The organism is Serratia sp. JKS000199 (assembly GCF_900215455.1).
In the GTDB taxonomy this organism is placed as follows: Bacteria; Pseudomonadota; Gammaproteobacteria; order Enterobacterales; family Enterobacteriaceae; genus Serratia; species Serratia ureilytica.
The window spans coordinates 186,584-201,596 of record NZ_LT907843.1; the positions used below are offsets into that span (position 1 = coordinate 186,584).

Annotated in this window: 15 protein-coding genes; 12 read left to right on the plus strand and 3 right to left on the minus strand. The window is 59.7% G+C overall.

What is annotated here, in order from left to right:
* The first annotated feature begins 49 nt into the window (after positions 1-49).
* From mtnK to CPH57_RS00965, 10 genes are all read left to right on the plus strand, one after another.
* Positions 50-1,249 (plus strand): S-methyl-5-thioribose kinase, encoded by a 1,200-nt coding sequence (gene mtnK, locus CPH57_RS00920; protein ID WP_047572570.1) that lies wholly within the window; start codon positions 50-52, stop codon positions 1,247-1,249.
* Between the two features lie 511 nt (positions 1,250-1,760).
* Positions 1,761-2,063: an urease subunit gamma gene (locus CPH57_RS00925; RefSeq protein WP_025160087.1), complete on the plus strand. Its 303-nt coding sequence runs from the start codon at positions 1,761-1,763 to the stop codon at positions 2,061-2,063.
* Positions 2,064-2,118: 55 nt separating this feature from the next.
* On the plus strand, positions 2,119-2,565 hold the full coding sequence (locus tag CPH57_RS00930) for an urease subunit beta (protein WP_096241914.1): 447 nt from the start codon (positions 2,119-2,121) through the stop codon (positions 2,563-2,565).
* 3 nt (positions 2,566-2,568) lie between these two features.
* Positions 2,569-4,284 carry an urease subunit alpha gene (locus CPH57_RS00935; RefSeq protein ID WP_033641966.1) on the plus strand — a complete coding sequence of 572 codons (1,716 nt, stop codon included), beginning with the start codon at positions 2,569-2,571 and terminating at the stop codon, positions 4,282-4,284.
* Between the two features lie 12 nt (positions 4,285-4,296).
* Positions 4,297-4,893 (plus strand): urease accessory protein UreE, encoded by a 597-nt coding sequence (gene ureE / locus CPH57_RS00940; RefSeq protein WP_033651011.1) that lies wholly within the window; start codon positions 4,297-4,299, stop codon positions 4,891-4,893.
* Positions 4,890-5,576 carry an urease accessory protein UreF gene (locus tag CPH57_RS00945; protein ID WP_042783734.1) on the plus strand — a complete coding sequence of 229 codons (687 nt, stop codon included), beginning with the start codon at positions 4,890-4,892 and terminating at the stop codon, positions 5,574-5,576. The genes ureE and CPH57_RS00945 overlap by 4 nt, the downstream gene beginning before the upstream one ends.
* Positions 5,577-5,595: 19 nt before the next feature.
* Complete coding sequence (gene ureG / locus CPH57_RS00950; protein ID WP_033641969.1) at positions 5,596-6,231, plus strand: urease accessory protein UreG; 636 nt, start codon at positions 5,596-5,598, stop codon at positions 6,229-6,231.
* On the plus strand, positions 6,228-7,175 hold the full coding sequence (locus CPH57_RS00955) for an urease accessory protein UreD (protein ID WP_033651014.1): 948 nt from the start codon (positions 6,228-6,230) through the stop codon (positions 7,173-7,175). Before ureG ends, CPH57_RS00955 begins: the two co-directional genes overlap by 4 nt.
* Positions 7,176-7,194: 19 nt before the next feature.
* On the plus strand, positions 7,195-8,172 hold the full coding sequence (gene yut / locus CPH57_RS00960; protein ID WP_033641971.1) for an urea transporter: 978 nt from the start codon (positions 7,195-7,197) through the stop codon (positions 8,170-8,172).
* A gap of 40 nt (positions 8,173-8,212) precedes the next feature.
* The gene (locus CPH57_RS00965; RefSeq protein WP_046688284.1) at positions 8,213-9,256 is read left to right on the plus strand and encodes a HoxN/HupN/NixA family nickel/cobalt transporter; all 1,044 of its coding nucleotides are present in this window, start codon (positions 8,213-8,215) and stop codon (positions 9,254-9,256) included.
* Between the two features lie 73 nt (positions 9,257-9,329).
* Here CPH57_RS00965 and CPH57_RS00970 read toward each other — a convergent pair whose 3' ends face one another.
* The gene (locus CPH57_RS00970; protein WP_004930217.1) at positions 9,330-9,482 is read right to left on the minus strand and encodes a Hok/Gef family protein; all 153 of its coding nucleotides are present in this window, start codon (positions 9,480-9,482) and stop codon (positions 9,330-9,332) included.
* A 289-nt stretch (positions 9,483-9,771) separates the two neighbouring features.
* Complete coding sequence (fadE, locus tag CPH57_RS00975; RefSeq protein ID WP_060659917.1) at positions 9,772-12,228, minus strand: acyl-CoA dehydrogenase FadE; 2,457 nt, start codon at positions 12,226-12,228, stop codon at positions 9,772-9,774.
* Between the two features lie 246 nt (positions 12,229-12,474).
* Between fadE and lpcA the strand changes: the two genes are divergently transcribed.
* Together lpcA and CPH57_RS00985 are read left to right on the plus strand one after the other, a co-directional pair.
* Positions 12,475-13,056 (plus strand): D-sedoheptulose 7-phosphate isomerase, encoded by a 582-nt coding sequence (lpcA, locus tag CPH57_RS00980; RefSeq protein ID WP_004930220.1) that lies wholly within the window; start codon positions 12,475-12,477, stop codon positions 13,054-13,056.
* 103 nt (positions 13,057-13,159) lie between these two features.
* Positions 13,160-13,963, plus strand: coding sequence for a class II glutamine amidotransferase (locus CPH57_RS00985; RefSeq protein WP_019454310.1), 804 nt, complete (start codon positions 13,160-13,162; stop codon positions 13,961-13,963).
* On the opposite strand, the gene dpaA is transcribed toward CPH57_RS00985, so the two are convergent.
* On the minus strand, positions 13,898-14,665 hold the full coding sequence (gene dpaA / locus CPH57_RS00990; RefSeq protein ID WP_033641973.1) for a peptidoglycan meso-diaminopimelic acid protein amidase: 768 nt from the start codon (positions 14,663-14,665) through the stop codon (positions 13,898-13,900). The genes CPH57_RS00985 and dpaA overlap by 66 nt on opposite strands.
* Positions 14,666-15,013: the final 348 nt, after the last annotated feature.

A 15,013-nucleotide genomic window follows, 5' to 3' on the forward strand; every position in this document is an offset into this window, starting at 1 on the left:
AATAAACAGAATCGCTGGGGGCAGCGAGAGAGAACAGAGGGGTTGGGGAATGTCGCTTTATCGTACGTTTACGGCTGCCGATGCCGTTGAATACGCCCGCCAATACGGGCAGGTGGCCGATCCGCAGGCGCTGGTCAGCGCCGACGAGATCGGCGACGGCAACCTGAACCTGGTGTTTAAGATCCGCGATCGCGAAGGCGTGAGCCGGGTGATCGTCAAACAGGCGTTGCCGTACGTGCGCTGCGTGGGCGAATCCTGGCCGCTGACGCTGGATCGGGCGCGCATCGAAGCGGAAACGCTGTTGATCCACGGCGGTTTCTGCCCGCGACATACGGTAAAAGTCCTGCACCACGATCCCGAGTTGGCGGTGATGGTGCAAGAAGATCTCTCCGATCATCGCATCTGGCGCAGCGAACTGGTGCAGGGGAACTATCATCCGCTGGCGGCCGGTCAGCTGGCGGAATACCTGGCGCAGACGCTGTTCCACACCTCCGATTTTTATCAGTCGGCGCAGCAGAAAAAAGCGGAAGTCAGCCGCTTCACCAACCCCGAGCTGTGCCAGATCACCGAAGATCTGTTCTTTACCGATCCCTATATCGACCATGAGCGCAATCAGTTTGAGGCGGCGCTGTTGCCGCAGGTGCAGGCGCTGCGTGAGGATGCGCCGCTGAAGCTGGCGGTCGCCGGCCTGAAACACCGCTTTCTCAGCAAGGCGGAGGCGTTGTTGCACGGGGATATCCACAGCGGTTCAATTTTCGTGGCGGAAGGGCGATTGAAAGCGATCGACGCTGAATTCGGTTTCTACGGCCCGATCGGTTTCGATGTCGGCACTGCGTTAGGCAATCTGCTGCTCAACTATTGCGGCCAGCCTGGGCTGTTCGGGCCGCGCGACGCCGCCGCCGGGCGCGAGCAGCGTCTGCAGGATGTGCGCGAGCTGTGGCTGATCTTTGCCGATCGTTTCCTGGCGCTGTGCCATCAGCAAAGCCGCGATGCGGCGCTGGCGACGCCGGGTTACGCCGAGCAGTTCCTGCAGCAGGTCTGGATTGATGCGGTAGGGTACTGCGGCACCGAGCTGATTCGGCGCACTATCGGCCTGGCGCACGTCGCCGATCTGGACAGCATCGCCGACGCCGACATGCGCCTCGACTGTCAGCGTCATGCGCTGGGTTTGGGGCGCACGCTGATCGTCAATGCGCCGCAGATCGAGCATATCGACGCGCTGTTGGCGCGCATTCGTCAGCAAGGCTGAAGAGCCCGACAGTAATGAGGCAAACCCGGCTGCGGCCGGGTTTTTTTTTAATAACTTATTGGCATCAGTAACAGAATAGATAAATTGTTTTTAACTAAAAAGGTATTTTCACTCGCGTCTTATTTGTAAATTTAATTATATTTTCTGACCGTTGGTTACATGTCTTTAATATTAATGCCATCCATAAGGGCAGTGCTTATTTATCTGGATTTCATGACGGTAATTAAAATAAAAAAACGCCATCCGTTCTTTTTTTGATCGTTTTATTGTGGGAGTGGGAAGATGAAAAAAGACTTTTTATCGATAAAAACTATCACGTCGCCGTTACTTTTTTAGGAAATGGGACAGCTCATGCTTGGGTTTGAATAAAGCAGCGGGTTGATTATCTCAATATTACCCCCTAGATTATTCGAGTGTCGGACAATCGTAAATAAATAACGCAAGGTTATTAACTATAAGTAACCTTTGGCCTCACTTTGTCTGATTATTTCTATCGAGATCGGAGTGCTCCATGCAATTAACGCCAAGAGAAATCGAAAAGCTGATGGTCTATACCTTGGCTGACGTCGCATTAAAACGAAAATCCAGAGGGATAAAGCTTAATTATCCCGAGGCGGTGGCCATTATTACCACCGCGGCGCTGGAGGGCGCCCGCGAGGGAAAAACGCTGGAAGAAGTCATGAACGACACGCGGCAGGTTTTGAGCCGCGATGACGTCATGGACGGCGTGGCGGACTTGATCCCGCATGTGCAGGTCGAGGCGATATTCAGCGACGGCAGCCGCCTGGTGACGGTGCACGATCCTATTCAATAAGCGCCGATGGCCTTCCTGAATCCCATGGACGAATCTTATCAGCACAGGTATTCCGATGAAAAAGCATGACAAAGAAAAGCACGTGCCGCCAGGCGGCTATATCCTGTCCGAAAGTCCCATCACCTTCAATGAAGATCGCGAGACGGTTATTTTAACGGTGCGCAATACCGGCGACAGGCCTATTCAGGTCGGCTCACACTTTCATTTCTTCGAAGCCAACAAAGCGCTGCAGTTCGATCGCGCCGCCGCCTTTGGTAAACGGTTAAATATCACCGCCACGACGGCGATCCGCTTTGAACCCGGCGATGAAATCGAGGTGGCGCTTATTGCCATCGGCGGCAAGCAAACGGTTTATGGTTTTAATAATCTGGTGGACGGTTGGGCGGGCGACAGCCCGGTAGCCGCCGGTGAAAGAGTAAAGAAAACTATAGATGTAAAGCGAACTATTGAGCTGGGTTATAAAAACCGCGACCAGGCGCCCATCAAGACGGACGAGGAATAAAGCATGCCAACGATCTCCAGGCAGGAATATGCCGGGCTGTTCGGCCCGACCACCGGCGATAAAATTCGCTTGGGCGATACGCAACTGTTTATTGAAATAGAAAAAGATCTGCGCGGTTACGGTGAGGAATCGGTCTACGGCGGCGGTAAGTCGCTGCGCGACGGCATGGGCGCCGATAACCGATTAACCAGCGACAATGTGTTGGATCTGGTCATTACCAATGTGACCATTCTGGACGCCCGGCAAGGGGTGATCAAGGCGGACGTCGGCATTAAAAACGGCCTGATCGCCGGCATTGGCAAAAGCGGCAACCCGGCGATGATGAACGGCGTCACGCCCGGCATGGTGGTGGGCGTCAGCACCGACGCCATCTCGGGCGAACACCTGATCCTGACCGCCGCCGGCATCGATACGCACATTCATTTCATTTCGCCGCAGCAGGCCGCACATGCGCTCTCCAACGGCGTGACGACCTTCTTCGGCGGCGGCGTCGGGCCGACCGACGGTTCCAACGGCACCACGGTGACCGCCGGGCCCTGGCATATCCACCGCATGCTGCGCGCCTTTGAGAGCATGCCGGTCAACGTGGGGATGCTCGGCAAGGGGCACGCTTCGCACGCTGCGCCGCTGGTCGAACAGATCGCCGCCGGCGTGGCCGGGCTGAAGGTGCATGAGGACTGGGGCGCCACCAACTCCGCGCTGCGCCACGCGCTGCGGGTGGCCGACGACATGGATATTCAGGTGGCGGTGCATACCGACAGCCTGAACGAGGGCGGCTACGTCGAGGACACCATCGACGCCTTCGAAGGGCGCACTATCCACACCTTCCACACCGAAGGCGCCGGCGGCGGGCACTCGCCGGATATCATCAAGGTCGCCGCGCAGATGAACGTCTTGCCGAGCTCCACCAACCCCACGCTGCCGTTCGGCATCAACAGTCAGGCCGAACTGTTCGACATGATCATGGTGTGCCACAACCTCAACCCCAATGTGCCGGCCGACGTGGCGTTTTCTGAAAGCCGGGTGCGGCCGGAAACCATCGCCGCGGAAAACGTGCTGCACGACATGGGCGTGCTGTCGATGTTTTCCAGCGACTCCCAGGCGATGGGGCGGGTTGGCGAAAACTGGCTGCGGGTGATGCAGACGGCACACGCGATGAAAGCCGCGCGCGGCAAGCTGCCGGAAGATGCGGCGGAACACGATAACTTCCGCGTGCTGCGCTACGTGGCGAAGATCACCATCAACCCGGCGATCGCGCAGGGCATCAGCCACGTGCTGGGTTCGGTCGAGGTCGGCAAGATGGCCGATCTGGTGCTGTGGGAGCCGCGCTTCTTCGGTGCCAAGCCGAAGCTGGTGATCAAGGGTGGGATGATTAACTGGGCGGTGATGGGCGATCCCAACGCGTCGTTGCCGACGCCGCAGCCCACGTTCTACCGACCGATGTTCGGCGCCATGGGCAAATCGCTGCAGGAAACCTGCGTCACCTTCGTCTCCGGCGCGGCGTTGCACGACGGCATCAAAGAGAAACTGGGGCTGGAGCGGCAGGTGATGGCAGTGCATAACTGCCGCGCGATCTCCAAGCAGGACATGGTGCGCAATGCGGAAACGCCGCACATCGAGGTGGACCCCGAAACCTTCGCCGTCAAGGTCAACGGCGAACACGCCACGGTGAAACCGATCGCCACCGCCGTGCTTAATCAACGCTACTTCTTCAGCTAGGAACCGCCGCTCATGATCGTGATTGAAAAGATACTCGGCAATATCAAACGGGATGCCGACTGGCGTGAGCGCTTGCAACACGCCTCGCTGGACGTGCTGGCGCTTTCGCAGTGGGAGGCGCAGAAAAGCCGCTGCCGCAAAACCACCCGCGATGGTCAGGATCTCGGCATTTCCCTCGATCGTCACCAGGTGCTGGCCGACGGCGATGTGCTGCTTTGGGACGAAGCGAACCGCAGCGCGGTGGTGGTGCAGATGAACCTGCGCGATGTGATGGTAATCCATCTTGAGTCGCTGCTGGCGACCGATATGGCTACGGTGCTGAAGACCGCGTTCGAATTGGGGCATGCGCTGGGCAATCAGCACTGGAAGTCAGTCATCAAGGGCGATCGCATCTTTATTCCGCTGACGGTGGCGACCAAGGTGATGGATTCGGTGATGAAAACCCACGGCTTTCATGCGCTGCCTTATTCGTTCGTGAAGGGTGAAAGCATTTTGCCGCATCTGACCCAGCCCGAAGCGCGCCTGCTGTTCGGCGGCGCGGAGGATTCCGCCACCCATGTGCATGTTGACAGCCCATTCCTCGGTCAGCATGTGATCAAATTGAAATGAACGCTGTTCAGCTGATTCGCATCCTGCAGTTTGCCGACTCGGTGCTGCCGGTGGGGGCGTTTGCCTTTTCCAATGGCGTCGAGTCGGCGATCCAGGCCGGCATCGTGCGCGATGTCGACACGCTGAAATCGTTCACCCGCACCGCTTTGCAACAGGCGGCGGGCGGCGACGGCCGGGCGGTCGCGGCGGCCTGCCGGGCGCTGCAGGGGGGCGATCGCGAGGCGGTTATCGGGCACGACTGGGCGCTGTTCAACCGCAAGCTGAATGAAGAAGGCCGCAGCATGGTGGTGAGGATGGGAAAGAAGCTGGCGGAAATGACGGCGGCCATCTGTGATGAGCCCCAGGTGGTCTGGTGGCTTGAGCAGATCAAAACCGGCCGCGCCGCCGGCACCTATCCGGTGACGCAGGCGGTAGTGATGACGGCGCTGGGCGCGGGGCCGCGCGAGGTGGCGGTGATGCACCAGTACGGCGTGGCGATGACCATTCTCAGCGCCGCCATGCGCCTGATGCGCGTCACCCATATCGACACCCAACGCATCCTGTTTCAACTCAACCGGGACATCGACGTTTTTTGTGACGAAGCCGAACGCGGCGGCGTTGAACAAATGGCCTCTTACGCGCCGGTGACCGACGTCCTGGCCGCGCTGCACGTCGGCGCATTTACCCGACTGTTCAGCAACTAATGACAAAGGAACGAGCAGAGTGAAGAAAATTACCCGCATTGGCATCGGCGGCCCGGTAGGCTCGGGCAAGACCGCGATTATCGAAGTCATTACGCCGCGTCTGATCGAACGGGGCATCAGCCCGTTAATCATCACCAACGACATCGTCACTACCGAAGACGCCAAACAGGTCAAGCGCACGCTCAAGGGGATCCTCGACGAGGAGAAAATTCTGGGCGTGGAAACCGGCGCCTGCCCGCATACCGCGGTGCGCGAGGATCCGAGCATGAATATCGCCGCGGTGGAGGAGATGGAGGCCCGTTTCCCGGACAGCGACGTGGTGATGATCGAGAGCGGCGGCGATAACCTGACGTTGACCTTCAGCCCGGCGCTGGCGGACTTTTACATCTACGTTATCGACGTCGCCGAAGGTGAAAAGATCCCGCGCAAAAACGGCCCGGGCCTGGTGCAGGCCGACATCCTGGTGATCAACAAAATCGATTTGGCGCCGTACGTCGGCGCCAGCCTGGCGGTGATGGAGCACGATACGCGCGTGGTGCGCGGCGAGCGGCCTTATATCCTCACCAACTGCAAAACCGGCGAAGGCATCGACGAACTGGTGGATATGATCATGCGTGATTTCCTGTTCACCCACGCGCCGTCGGCGGCGGTATGACGGCCGTCAGCGAAGCGGCGAGGCGCGTGGCGCAACTCGGCGCCGACGCGCCGGAGTTGGCCGCCTACCAGGACGAACCGCCGCAGATGGCCAGCGGCGGCGTGGGCAAAACCGGCTATCTGCGGCTGGGGTTCGCGCTGAACGGGCATCGCAGCGTGCTGCGGCAAATGGAGCGGCGCGTGCCATTTCTGGTGCAGCGGGCGCTGTATTGGGACGAGGCGCTGCCGCAGATGCCGTGCGTATTCGTCATCTCCACCTCGGGCTGCATCTTGCAGGGCGATCGCCTGACGCTCGAGGTGCAGGTCGCCCCCCGGGCCTGCGGGCATGTCACCACTCAATCGGCGACCAAGATCCACGCCATGGAAAATAACTACGCGGCGCAGATGCAGACGCTGACGCTCGAAGAGGGCAGCTATCTGGAGATGATGCCCGATCCGGTGATCCCTCACTGCGGCTCGCGCTTCATTACCGATACCCGCATTACGCTGCACCCCACGGCGACGCTGCTCTATGGCGAGATCCTGATGTCGGGACGCAAACACCATCAGGCGGATCGCGGTTTCAGATTCGACGTTTACTCTTCGCGCATCAGCGCCTGTCGCCCCGAGGGCAACACGCTGTTTGTCGAGCGCTATGTGCTGGAACCGCATAAACATCCGCTGAACGGGGTCGGCGTGATGGGGCCGTTCGATGTGTTCGGCAATGTGATCCTGCTGACGCCGCCCGAGCATCATCAGCGGATCCTCGATCGCATCGCGCCCCGCTATGACGAGGCTGAGGGGATCGCCAGCGGCGTCAGCCGGTTGCCCAATGAGTGCGGGCTGATCTTTAAGGCTTTGGGCAAAGAGGCGCGCCAGGTGAAGGCGGCGATTCGCGCTTTCTGGCGCGTCGCCCGGGAGGAAATCCTGGGCGTGACGCTGCCCGAGCCTTTTATCTGGCGCTAGTCTGCAGCGGGAAGCGGTCATGACGACAAAGTGGAGTTGGGCGGCGTTGTGCGCCCGCAGCCGAATAGCGGCGGTGACGGATGCGGTGCTGCGCGGCTGTTCGCAGGTGATGTTTCAAAATAACCCGTTGACCGGATTATTGTTTTTCATCGCCATTTTCGTGGGCGCCTGGGAAGAGGGGCTACCGCAGGTGGCCTTCGGCTGCCTGCTGGGCACGGCGGCGGCGACGCTCAGCGCGGCGTGGTTGGTGGACGATCGCACAGCGTTGCGCACAGGTCTCTATGGCTACAACGGCTGCCTGGTCGGCGCCGCGCTGCCGACCTTTTTGCTGCCCTCTGTCTGGCTGTGGATCGGCGTGATCTTCAGCAGCGCGATCTCGGTGATCGTCACCGTCGGCCTCAATCGGCTGCTGCGTACCTGGAAGATCGCGGCGCTGACCGCGCCTTTCGTGCTGACCACCTGGACGGTGCTGCTGGCCAGCTACCCGTTCAGCCATCTGCGGCATGTGCGGTTGCCGCCGGCGGCCATCCCGGCCGACGGCGCGGTGTTCAACCCGCATCCCGACCTGGCGGAGGTGTTGAGCGGTGCGTTGCACGGCGTCTCCCAGGTCTTTTTGTGCAGCAGCGTGAGCGGCGGCGTGCTGCTGTTGCTCGGGCTGGCGGTTTCGTCGCCGCGCGCGATGGCGCTGGGTTTTTTCGGCGCCTTGCTGGCGGTGATCACCGCGCTGGCGATCGGCGCCGATCCGCAGGCGGTCTTCGCCGGGCTGTATGCTTTCAGCGCGGTGCTGACGGCGGTGGCGCTGGGTTCCGTCTTCAACCCGCCCGGCCGGCGGGTGCTTATCTATACGCTGCTCGGCGTGATTTTCACGGTGCTGGTGCAGGGGGCTTTCAATACTTTGCTGGCTCCGCTGGGGATGCCGTCGCTGACCATGCCGTTCGTGATCGCGTCCTGGCTGTTTTTGAGCGCCAATCCGGCGGTGATCGCGGCGCGGCGCTAATCCATTGATTTCAACATAACGAGAATACGGGAGTGTGGGTATGGCGGTAATTTCCGAAGGATTGCATGGCGCGGCCCGGCGGCGGGCGGTATCCCTGCTGCTGGGGCTGGTGGCGGTCAACGTCGTTGTCTGGCTGCTGGCGCTGGCGGTGTTCAAAGACAATGCGGCGCTGATGGGCACCGCCTTGCTGGCCTACAGTTTTGGTCTGCGCCATGCGGTGGATGCCGATCACATCGCCGCGATCGACAACGTGACCCGCAAGCTGATGCAACAGGGCAAAACGCCGGTGGCGGTCGGCACCTTCTTCTCGCTCGGCCACTCGACCATCGTGGTGCTGGCCTCGGCCGCCATTGCCGCCACGGCGATGATGTTCAGCCGACAGATGGGCTGGTTTCACGAAACCGGCGGTTTGATCGGCACGCTGGTGTCCGCGCTGTTTCTGCTGACGGTGGCCTTTATCAACCTGCTGGTGCTGATCTCCGTGTGGCGCGCTTTCCGGCAGGTGAAGGCGGGCGAGCTGCCTGCGCATCAATCGCTGGATCTGTTGATGAGCGGCGGCGGTGCGCTGGCGCGCTGCTTCCGCCCGCTGTTCAGGCTGGTGAATCAGAGCTGGCACATGTACCTGGTGGGCTTCTTGTTTGGCCTGGGCTTCGACACCGCCACCGAGGTCGGGTTGTTGGGGATTTCGGCTGCCGGCGCCGGCCACGGCATGAACCTGTGGAGCATCATGCTGTTCCCGGCGCTGTTCGCCGCCGGCATGGCGCTGATCGACTCCATCGACAACTTCGTGATGATTGGCGCTTACGGCTGGGCGTTCTCCAAACCGATCCGCAAACTGTACTACAACATGACCATCACGGCGGCGTCGGTGATCATCGCGGTGTTTATCGGCGGCATCGAAGCGCTCGGACTTATCGCCGACAAGCTGGCGCTGTCCGGCCCGCTGTGGGACGCCGTGGCGCGGCTCAACGATCATCTGGGGGAGATGGGCTATTGGGTGATCGCCGTGTTCATTTTCTGCTGGCTGGTGTCGGTGGTGAATTACCGCCTGCGCGGTTATGACAAGCTGACGGTCAGCGGCTGAAAAGGCGGGTGCTCGTGGATCCTGCCTGACACCATCAGCCAACGGGCGGGGCGAACCCCGCCGTTGGGTTGCCTTACCGTTCGGATTCGTAAGCCAAAGTGGCCGCAACCTCCGAGTCTCCCAACCTGATGCGCAGTTCGCACAGCGAACCGCGGGTTAGCCAGATGAACGCGATCAGCGTCATACAGACGATCACCAGCTTAAGCACGACCCGTTTTTGCTGCATTTTTGACCTCCCTATCCTTGCCTTGCGGCGGGTAAGAGGCTAACCTGATGTTGCTAGGCATCAGAGTGGCCTCGGGTTGATAATATCGACTCGGGGCCTTTCTCTTTCTCTCCTTTGCCAAGGCGCCGGACAGAAAGATCCAGAGCACCCGCTGCGCAGTCTACCCGAACTTCCTTCCCGTGAAATCCGCCGTTGCGCCAACCTGCGGCGCGGTGCGCAGTTCGTGATGCAAGAAAAGAAAAAGGGGCGATGATGATCGCCCCTTGGATGCGTGGAGTAGGAATTGGCGTTAAGCCGCTTCGGTCTGCTGTTGGCGCTTAGACTGCGCCGCCGGCTTTTCCTGCTTGGCGGCCGCCAGCGCATCCGGCGCAAAGTCGTCCACGTTGATGGAGCGCAGACGGCTCTCTTCGGCTTTCACCAGGATCTTCGCTTCGTCGGCGCTGATCTTGCCTTCTTCCAGCGCGCGTTCCGCCAAACGATCCAGACGGGTGAACGGCAGGTTTTTGCCGGCGGCCTTGCACAGACGTTCGTGAATCGGCTCGGCGGCCATCACGTCGGCCAGCGCCGCTTCCAGCAGGCCGATTGGGTTATGCTCGCTCGGCGTCAGGTACTGGCCGCGCCCCAGACGGCTGCGGGTGGCGGAAGGCACCTGCAGGATCTTGGCCAGCTGATGATCCAGGCGATCGGACGGTGCGGTATGCACGCGGCCGAACGGGAAGACCACGAAGCGCAGCGCGCCGGCGATAAAGCGGTTCGGGAAGTTGCGCAGCAGATCATCCAGCGCCTGTTCGGCTTTATGCAGGCTGTCTTGCACGCCCCAATGCACCAGCGGCAGATCTTCTTTCTGACGGCCTTCGTCGTCAAAGCGTTTCAGCACGGCGGAAGCCAGGTACATCTGGCTGAGGATATCCCCCAGGCGAGCGGAGATGCGCTCGCGGCGCTTCAGGCTGCCGCCCAGCACGCCCATGGAAACGTCCGACAGCAACGCCAGGTTGGCGCTCAGGCGGTTCAACTGCTGATAGTAACGACGGGTCGCGTCCTTGGTCGGCGTGGCGCTGGTGCGGCCGTTGGTCAGGCCCAGCCAGAAGCTGCGTACCTTGTTGCTGCCGACGTGGCCCAGGTGGCCGAACAGCGATTTATCGAAGGCGTTCAGATCGTTGTTCTGCGCCGCCGCCATTTCATCCAGCACATAAGGATGGCAGCGGATCGCGCCCTGACCGAAGATCATCATGGTGCGGGTCAGGATGTTCGCGCCTTCCACCGTGATGGCGATCGGTGCGCCCTGATAAGCGCGAGCCAGGAAGTTGGATTCGCCCAGCATAATGCCTTTACCGCCGGCGATGTCCATGGCGTCAACGATCGACTGCTGGCCGCGGTGCGTACAGTGGTATTTGACGATGGCCGACAGCACGGCCGGTTTCTCGCCCTGCACCAGCGCGTAGGTGATCAGCGAAGCGGCGGCGTCCATCACATAGGTGTTGCCGGCGATGCGCGCCAACGGCTCTTCGATCCCTTCCATCTTGCCGATGGAGATCTTGAACTGACGACGAATGTGCGCGTAGGCGCCGGTCGCCAGGGCGATGGATTTCAGGCTGCCGGTGGAGTTGGACGGCAGGGTGATGCCGCGACCGACCGACAGGCATTCAACCAGCATGCGCCAGCCCTGGCCGGCCATTTTCGGGCCGCCGATGATGTAATCGATCGGCACGAACACGTCGGTGCCGCGGGTCGGGCCGTTCTGGAACGGCACGTTCAGCGGGAAGTGGCGGTTGCCGATTTCCACGCCCGGCGTGCTGGTCGGGATCAGCGCGCAGGTGATGCCCGGGGATTCGTTGTCGCTCAGCAGGCGGTTCGGGTCATGCAGTTTGAATGCTAAACCCAGTACGGTGGCGACCGGCGCCAGCGTGATGTAGCGCTTGTTCCAGGTCAGGCGCATGCCCAGCACCTGCTTGCCTTGCCATTCGCCCATGCACACGGTGCCGACGTCTGGAATGGCACCGGCATCGGAGCCCGCTTCCGGGCTGGTCAGCGCGAAGCAAGGAATTTCGTCGCCGCGCGCCAGGCCCGGCAGATAGTGGTTTTTCTGTTCTTCGGTACCGTAGTGCTGCAGCAGTTCGCCCGGGCCGAGGGAGTTCGGCACGCCGACGGTGATCGCCAGGATGCCGGAAACGCCGGCCAGTTTTTGCAGCACCATCGCCTGAGCGTAAGGTGAGAATTCCAGACCGCCGTACTCTTTCTTGATGATCATCGCGAAGAAACGGTGTTCTTTCAGGTACGCCCAGAGTTCAGGCGGCAGATCGGCCAGTTCGTGGGTGATCTGGAAGTCGTTGGCCATGCGGCAGGCTTCTTCCACCGGGCCGTCGATAAACGCTTGCTCTTCTTCCGTCAGGCGCGGTTTCGGGTAGCTGTGCAGCTTGTTCCAGTCCGGCGCGCCGCGGAACAGATCGCCTTCCCACCAGGTGGTGCCCGCGTCGATCGCTTCCTTCTCGGTGGTGGACATCGGCGGCATCACCTTGCGGAAGGCGCGCAGCGCCGGCGCGGAGAGCAGAGAGCGACGCACAGAGGAAAGGTTCAGCGGCAGCAGCACGATCGCCAGCGGCAGCAACAGCCAGAAGCTCCACAGGCCGATCGCGCCCATGGCGGCGGTGTACGCCACCAGGATCAGGCTGCTGAGGGTAAGGTTCACTCGGTGGTAGAACACCACGCCGAGGAGAGCCAGTAAAACGACAATACTAAGAACCATCATAAGAAGCTCCGAAGTAGTAAGAGGTCTGACCTGTTGTGTGTATGTAATAGGTTTTAGTACAAGGCAGAATTTTTATCAATGCGTTTACAGTTTAATTACAACTCAGGTCACAAACTGACAGCACCAATCATCAAAAACCTCTCCGCTTCCTTAACCGGCGCGCTGTTTGGCTGAGAATGCTTCTCGCTGTTTCCGCGATCCGGTACACTGCGGAGCGGAAGATTTGACGATAACAAGAGGTTCCTCATGTACCACGACCTTATTCGCAGTGAACTGAACGAAGCGGCTGATACCCTGGCGAAATTTATCAATGACGACGCCAACATCGACGCCATCCAACGCGCGGCGGTGCTGCTGGCGGACTCCTTCAAAGCCGGCGGTAAAGTGATCTCCTGCGGCAACGGCGGTTCCCATTGCGACGCGATGCACTTCGCCGAAGAGCTGACCGGCCGCTACCGTGAAAACCGCCCGGGCTACCCGGCGATTGCCATCTCGGACGTGAGCCATCTGTCCTGCGTCAGCAACGACTTCGGCTATGAGTATGTGTTCTCCCGCTATGTGGAAGCGGTGGGCCGCGAAGGCGACGTGCTGCTGGGCATTTCCACCTCCGGCAACTCCGGCAACATCATCAAGGCCATCGACGCGGCGCGCGCCAAGGGGATGAAAGTGATCACCCTGACCGGCAAGGACGGCGGCAAAATGGCGGGTTCCGCCGATGTGGAAATCCGTGTGCCGCACTTCGGCTACGCCGATCGCATTCAGGAAATCCACATCAAAGCGATTCACATCTTGATTCAACTGATCGAAAAAGAGATGGTTAAGGCTTGATAGCCTTCGGGGGGGCTGCGGCTCCCCCAGGAATAAGACAGCGGGCGCCGCATGCATGCCGCGCCCGCACAGCGTATGTCAGTGTGGTTAAGGAGTGCTGGCGATGTGTGAACTGCTCGGGATGAGCGCAAACGTACCGACCGATATCTGCTTCAGCTTTACCGGCCTGGTACAGCGCGGCGGCCGCACCGGGCCGCATAAGGATGGCTGGGGCATTACCTTCTATGAAGGGAACGGCTGCCGCACATTCAAGGATCCGCAGCCGAGCTTCAACTCGCCGATCGCCCGCCTGGTGCAGGACTATCCGATCAAGTCTTGCGCGGTGGTGTCCCATATTCGCCAGGCCAACCGCGGCGAAGTGGCGCTGGAAAACACCCATCCGTTCACCCGCGAACTGTGGGGCCGCAACTGGACCTACGCGCACAACGGCCAATTGAAAGGCTATCGCCAGCTGGATACCGGCACGTTTCGCCCGGTCGGCCAGACCGACAGCGAATACGCGTTTTGCTGGCTGCTGCATCAGCTGGCGTTGAAATACCCGCGCACCCCGAGCCAGTGGCCGGCGGTGTTCCGCTATATCGGCCTGTTGGCGAGCCAGCTGCGCAAGAAAGGGGTGTTCAACATGCTGTTGTCGGACGGGCGCTTCGTGATGGCCTATTGCTCCACCAACCTGTATTGGATCACGCGCCGCGCGCCGTTCGGCAAGGCGACGCTACTGGATCAGGACGTGGAGATCGATTTTCAGCAGCAGACCACACCGAACGATGTGGTCACGGTGATCGCCACCCAACCGCTGACCGCCAACGAAACCTGGCACAAGATTGAGCCAGGCGAGTTCGCGTTATTTCACTTCGGTGAGCGGCTTGTTCTGAGCGAAGGGATTGGTGTTGGGCGTCGGGCTGGTTGACGCGTACTGCGTCATCTGGCCGCTGCTCATCAACGGTTGACCCAGCACATACTGGCCGTTGTCCACGGTCATCATCGGCGGCTGGTGGTTCTTCGCGAAGTAATCATAGCCCGGCTTCAGCTGGCGCCAGAAGGCGATATAGCTGGATGACGCATGGCGCTTCAGGTTCTGTTCGGTCATGCGGAACGGGTAGATGCTGATGTCGACGCGGCTTTGGCCATAGGCGAAGGCGGCTTCGACGTAGCGATAGATCTCATCCATATAGGTGTTGGTCATCGCGTAACAGCCGATCGATTTACATTCGCCGTGGATCATCAGATAAGCGCCGGAATAGCCCTGCGACTTATCGTAATCATTAGGGAAACCGATATTGATCGCCCGATAATACTTGCTGTCGGGTTTCAGATGGCGCGCGTCAACGCTATAAAAGCCTTCCGGACTTTTAAAGTCGCCTTCACGACGTTTAGGACCCAGCCCGCCGGAGAAATTACAGATCGGGAACGTATTGACCAAGCGGAATTCATTGCCCATTTTGGCATACAATTCCAGCTTGCGTTCCTCTTTGAAGATCTGAATATAGACCGGCGACCCCAATAATTGCTGTTTAACTACCGGCGCTTCGGGTACCTGCTCGCTGGCGCTGCAGGCCGTGATCATCGGCATAGAAACAAGCATCGCAAACAACAGCGCGATTTTGCTCATTATTATTCCTGCTTATATTTATCTGCCGGCGCAATGAGATTGGCCAGCGTGCCACTGATTATTGTTTTTACTGCTGCAAAACACCGCCAGATTACCAGCGCGTTTATTTTTAGCAATACGTGATATGTATAAAAAAACGACAAAGCTCGATAAAAGTGAAATGACCGGCAGATTTTAACGATAAGTAGTGAAAAACAGGCGAAATTTAATTGCGTTTGCTTGACACAAGTCACGACGGAACGCAGAACAATGTTGCGAACAATGTTAATATTCTCTCTTCAATTTAACGCGCTGTGGCGATTGAAGCGGCAAGAGTTATGGCATATAACCCGGCCGTTTTGATGGTTA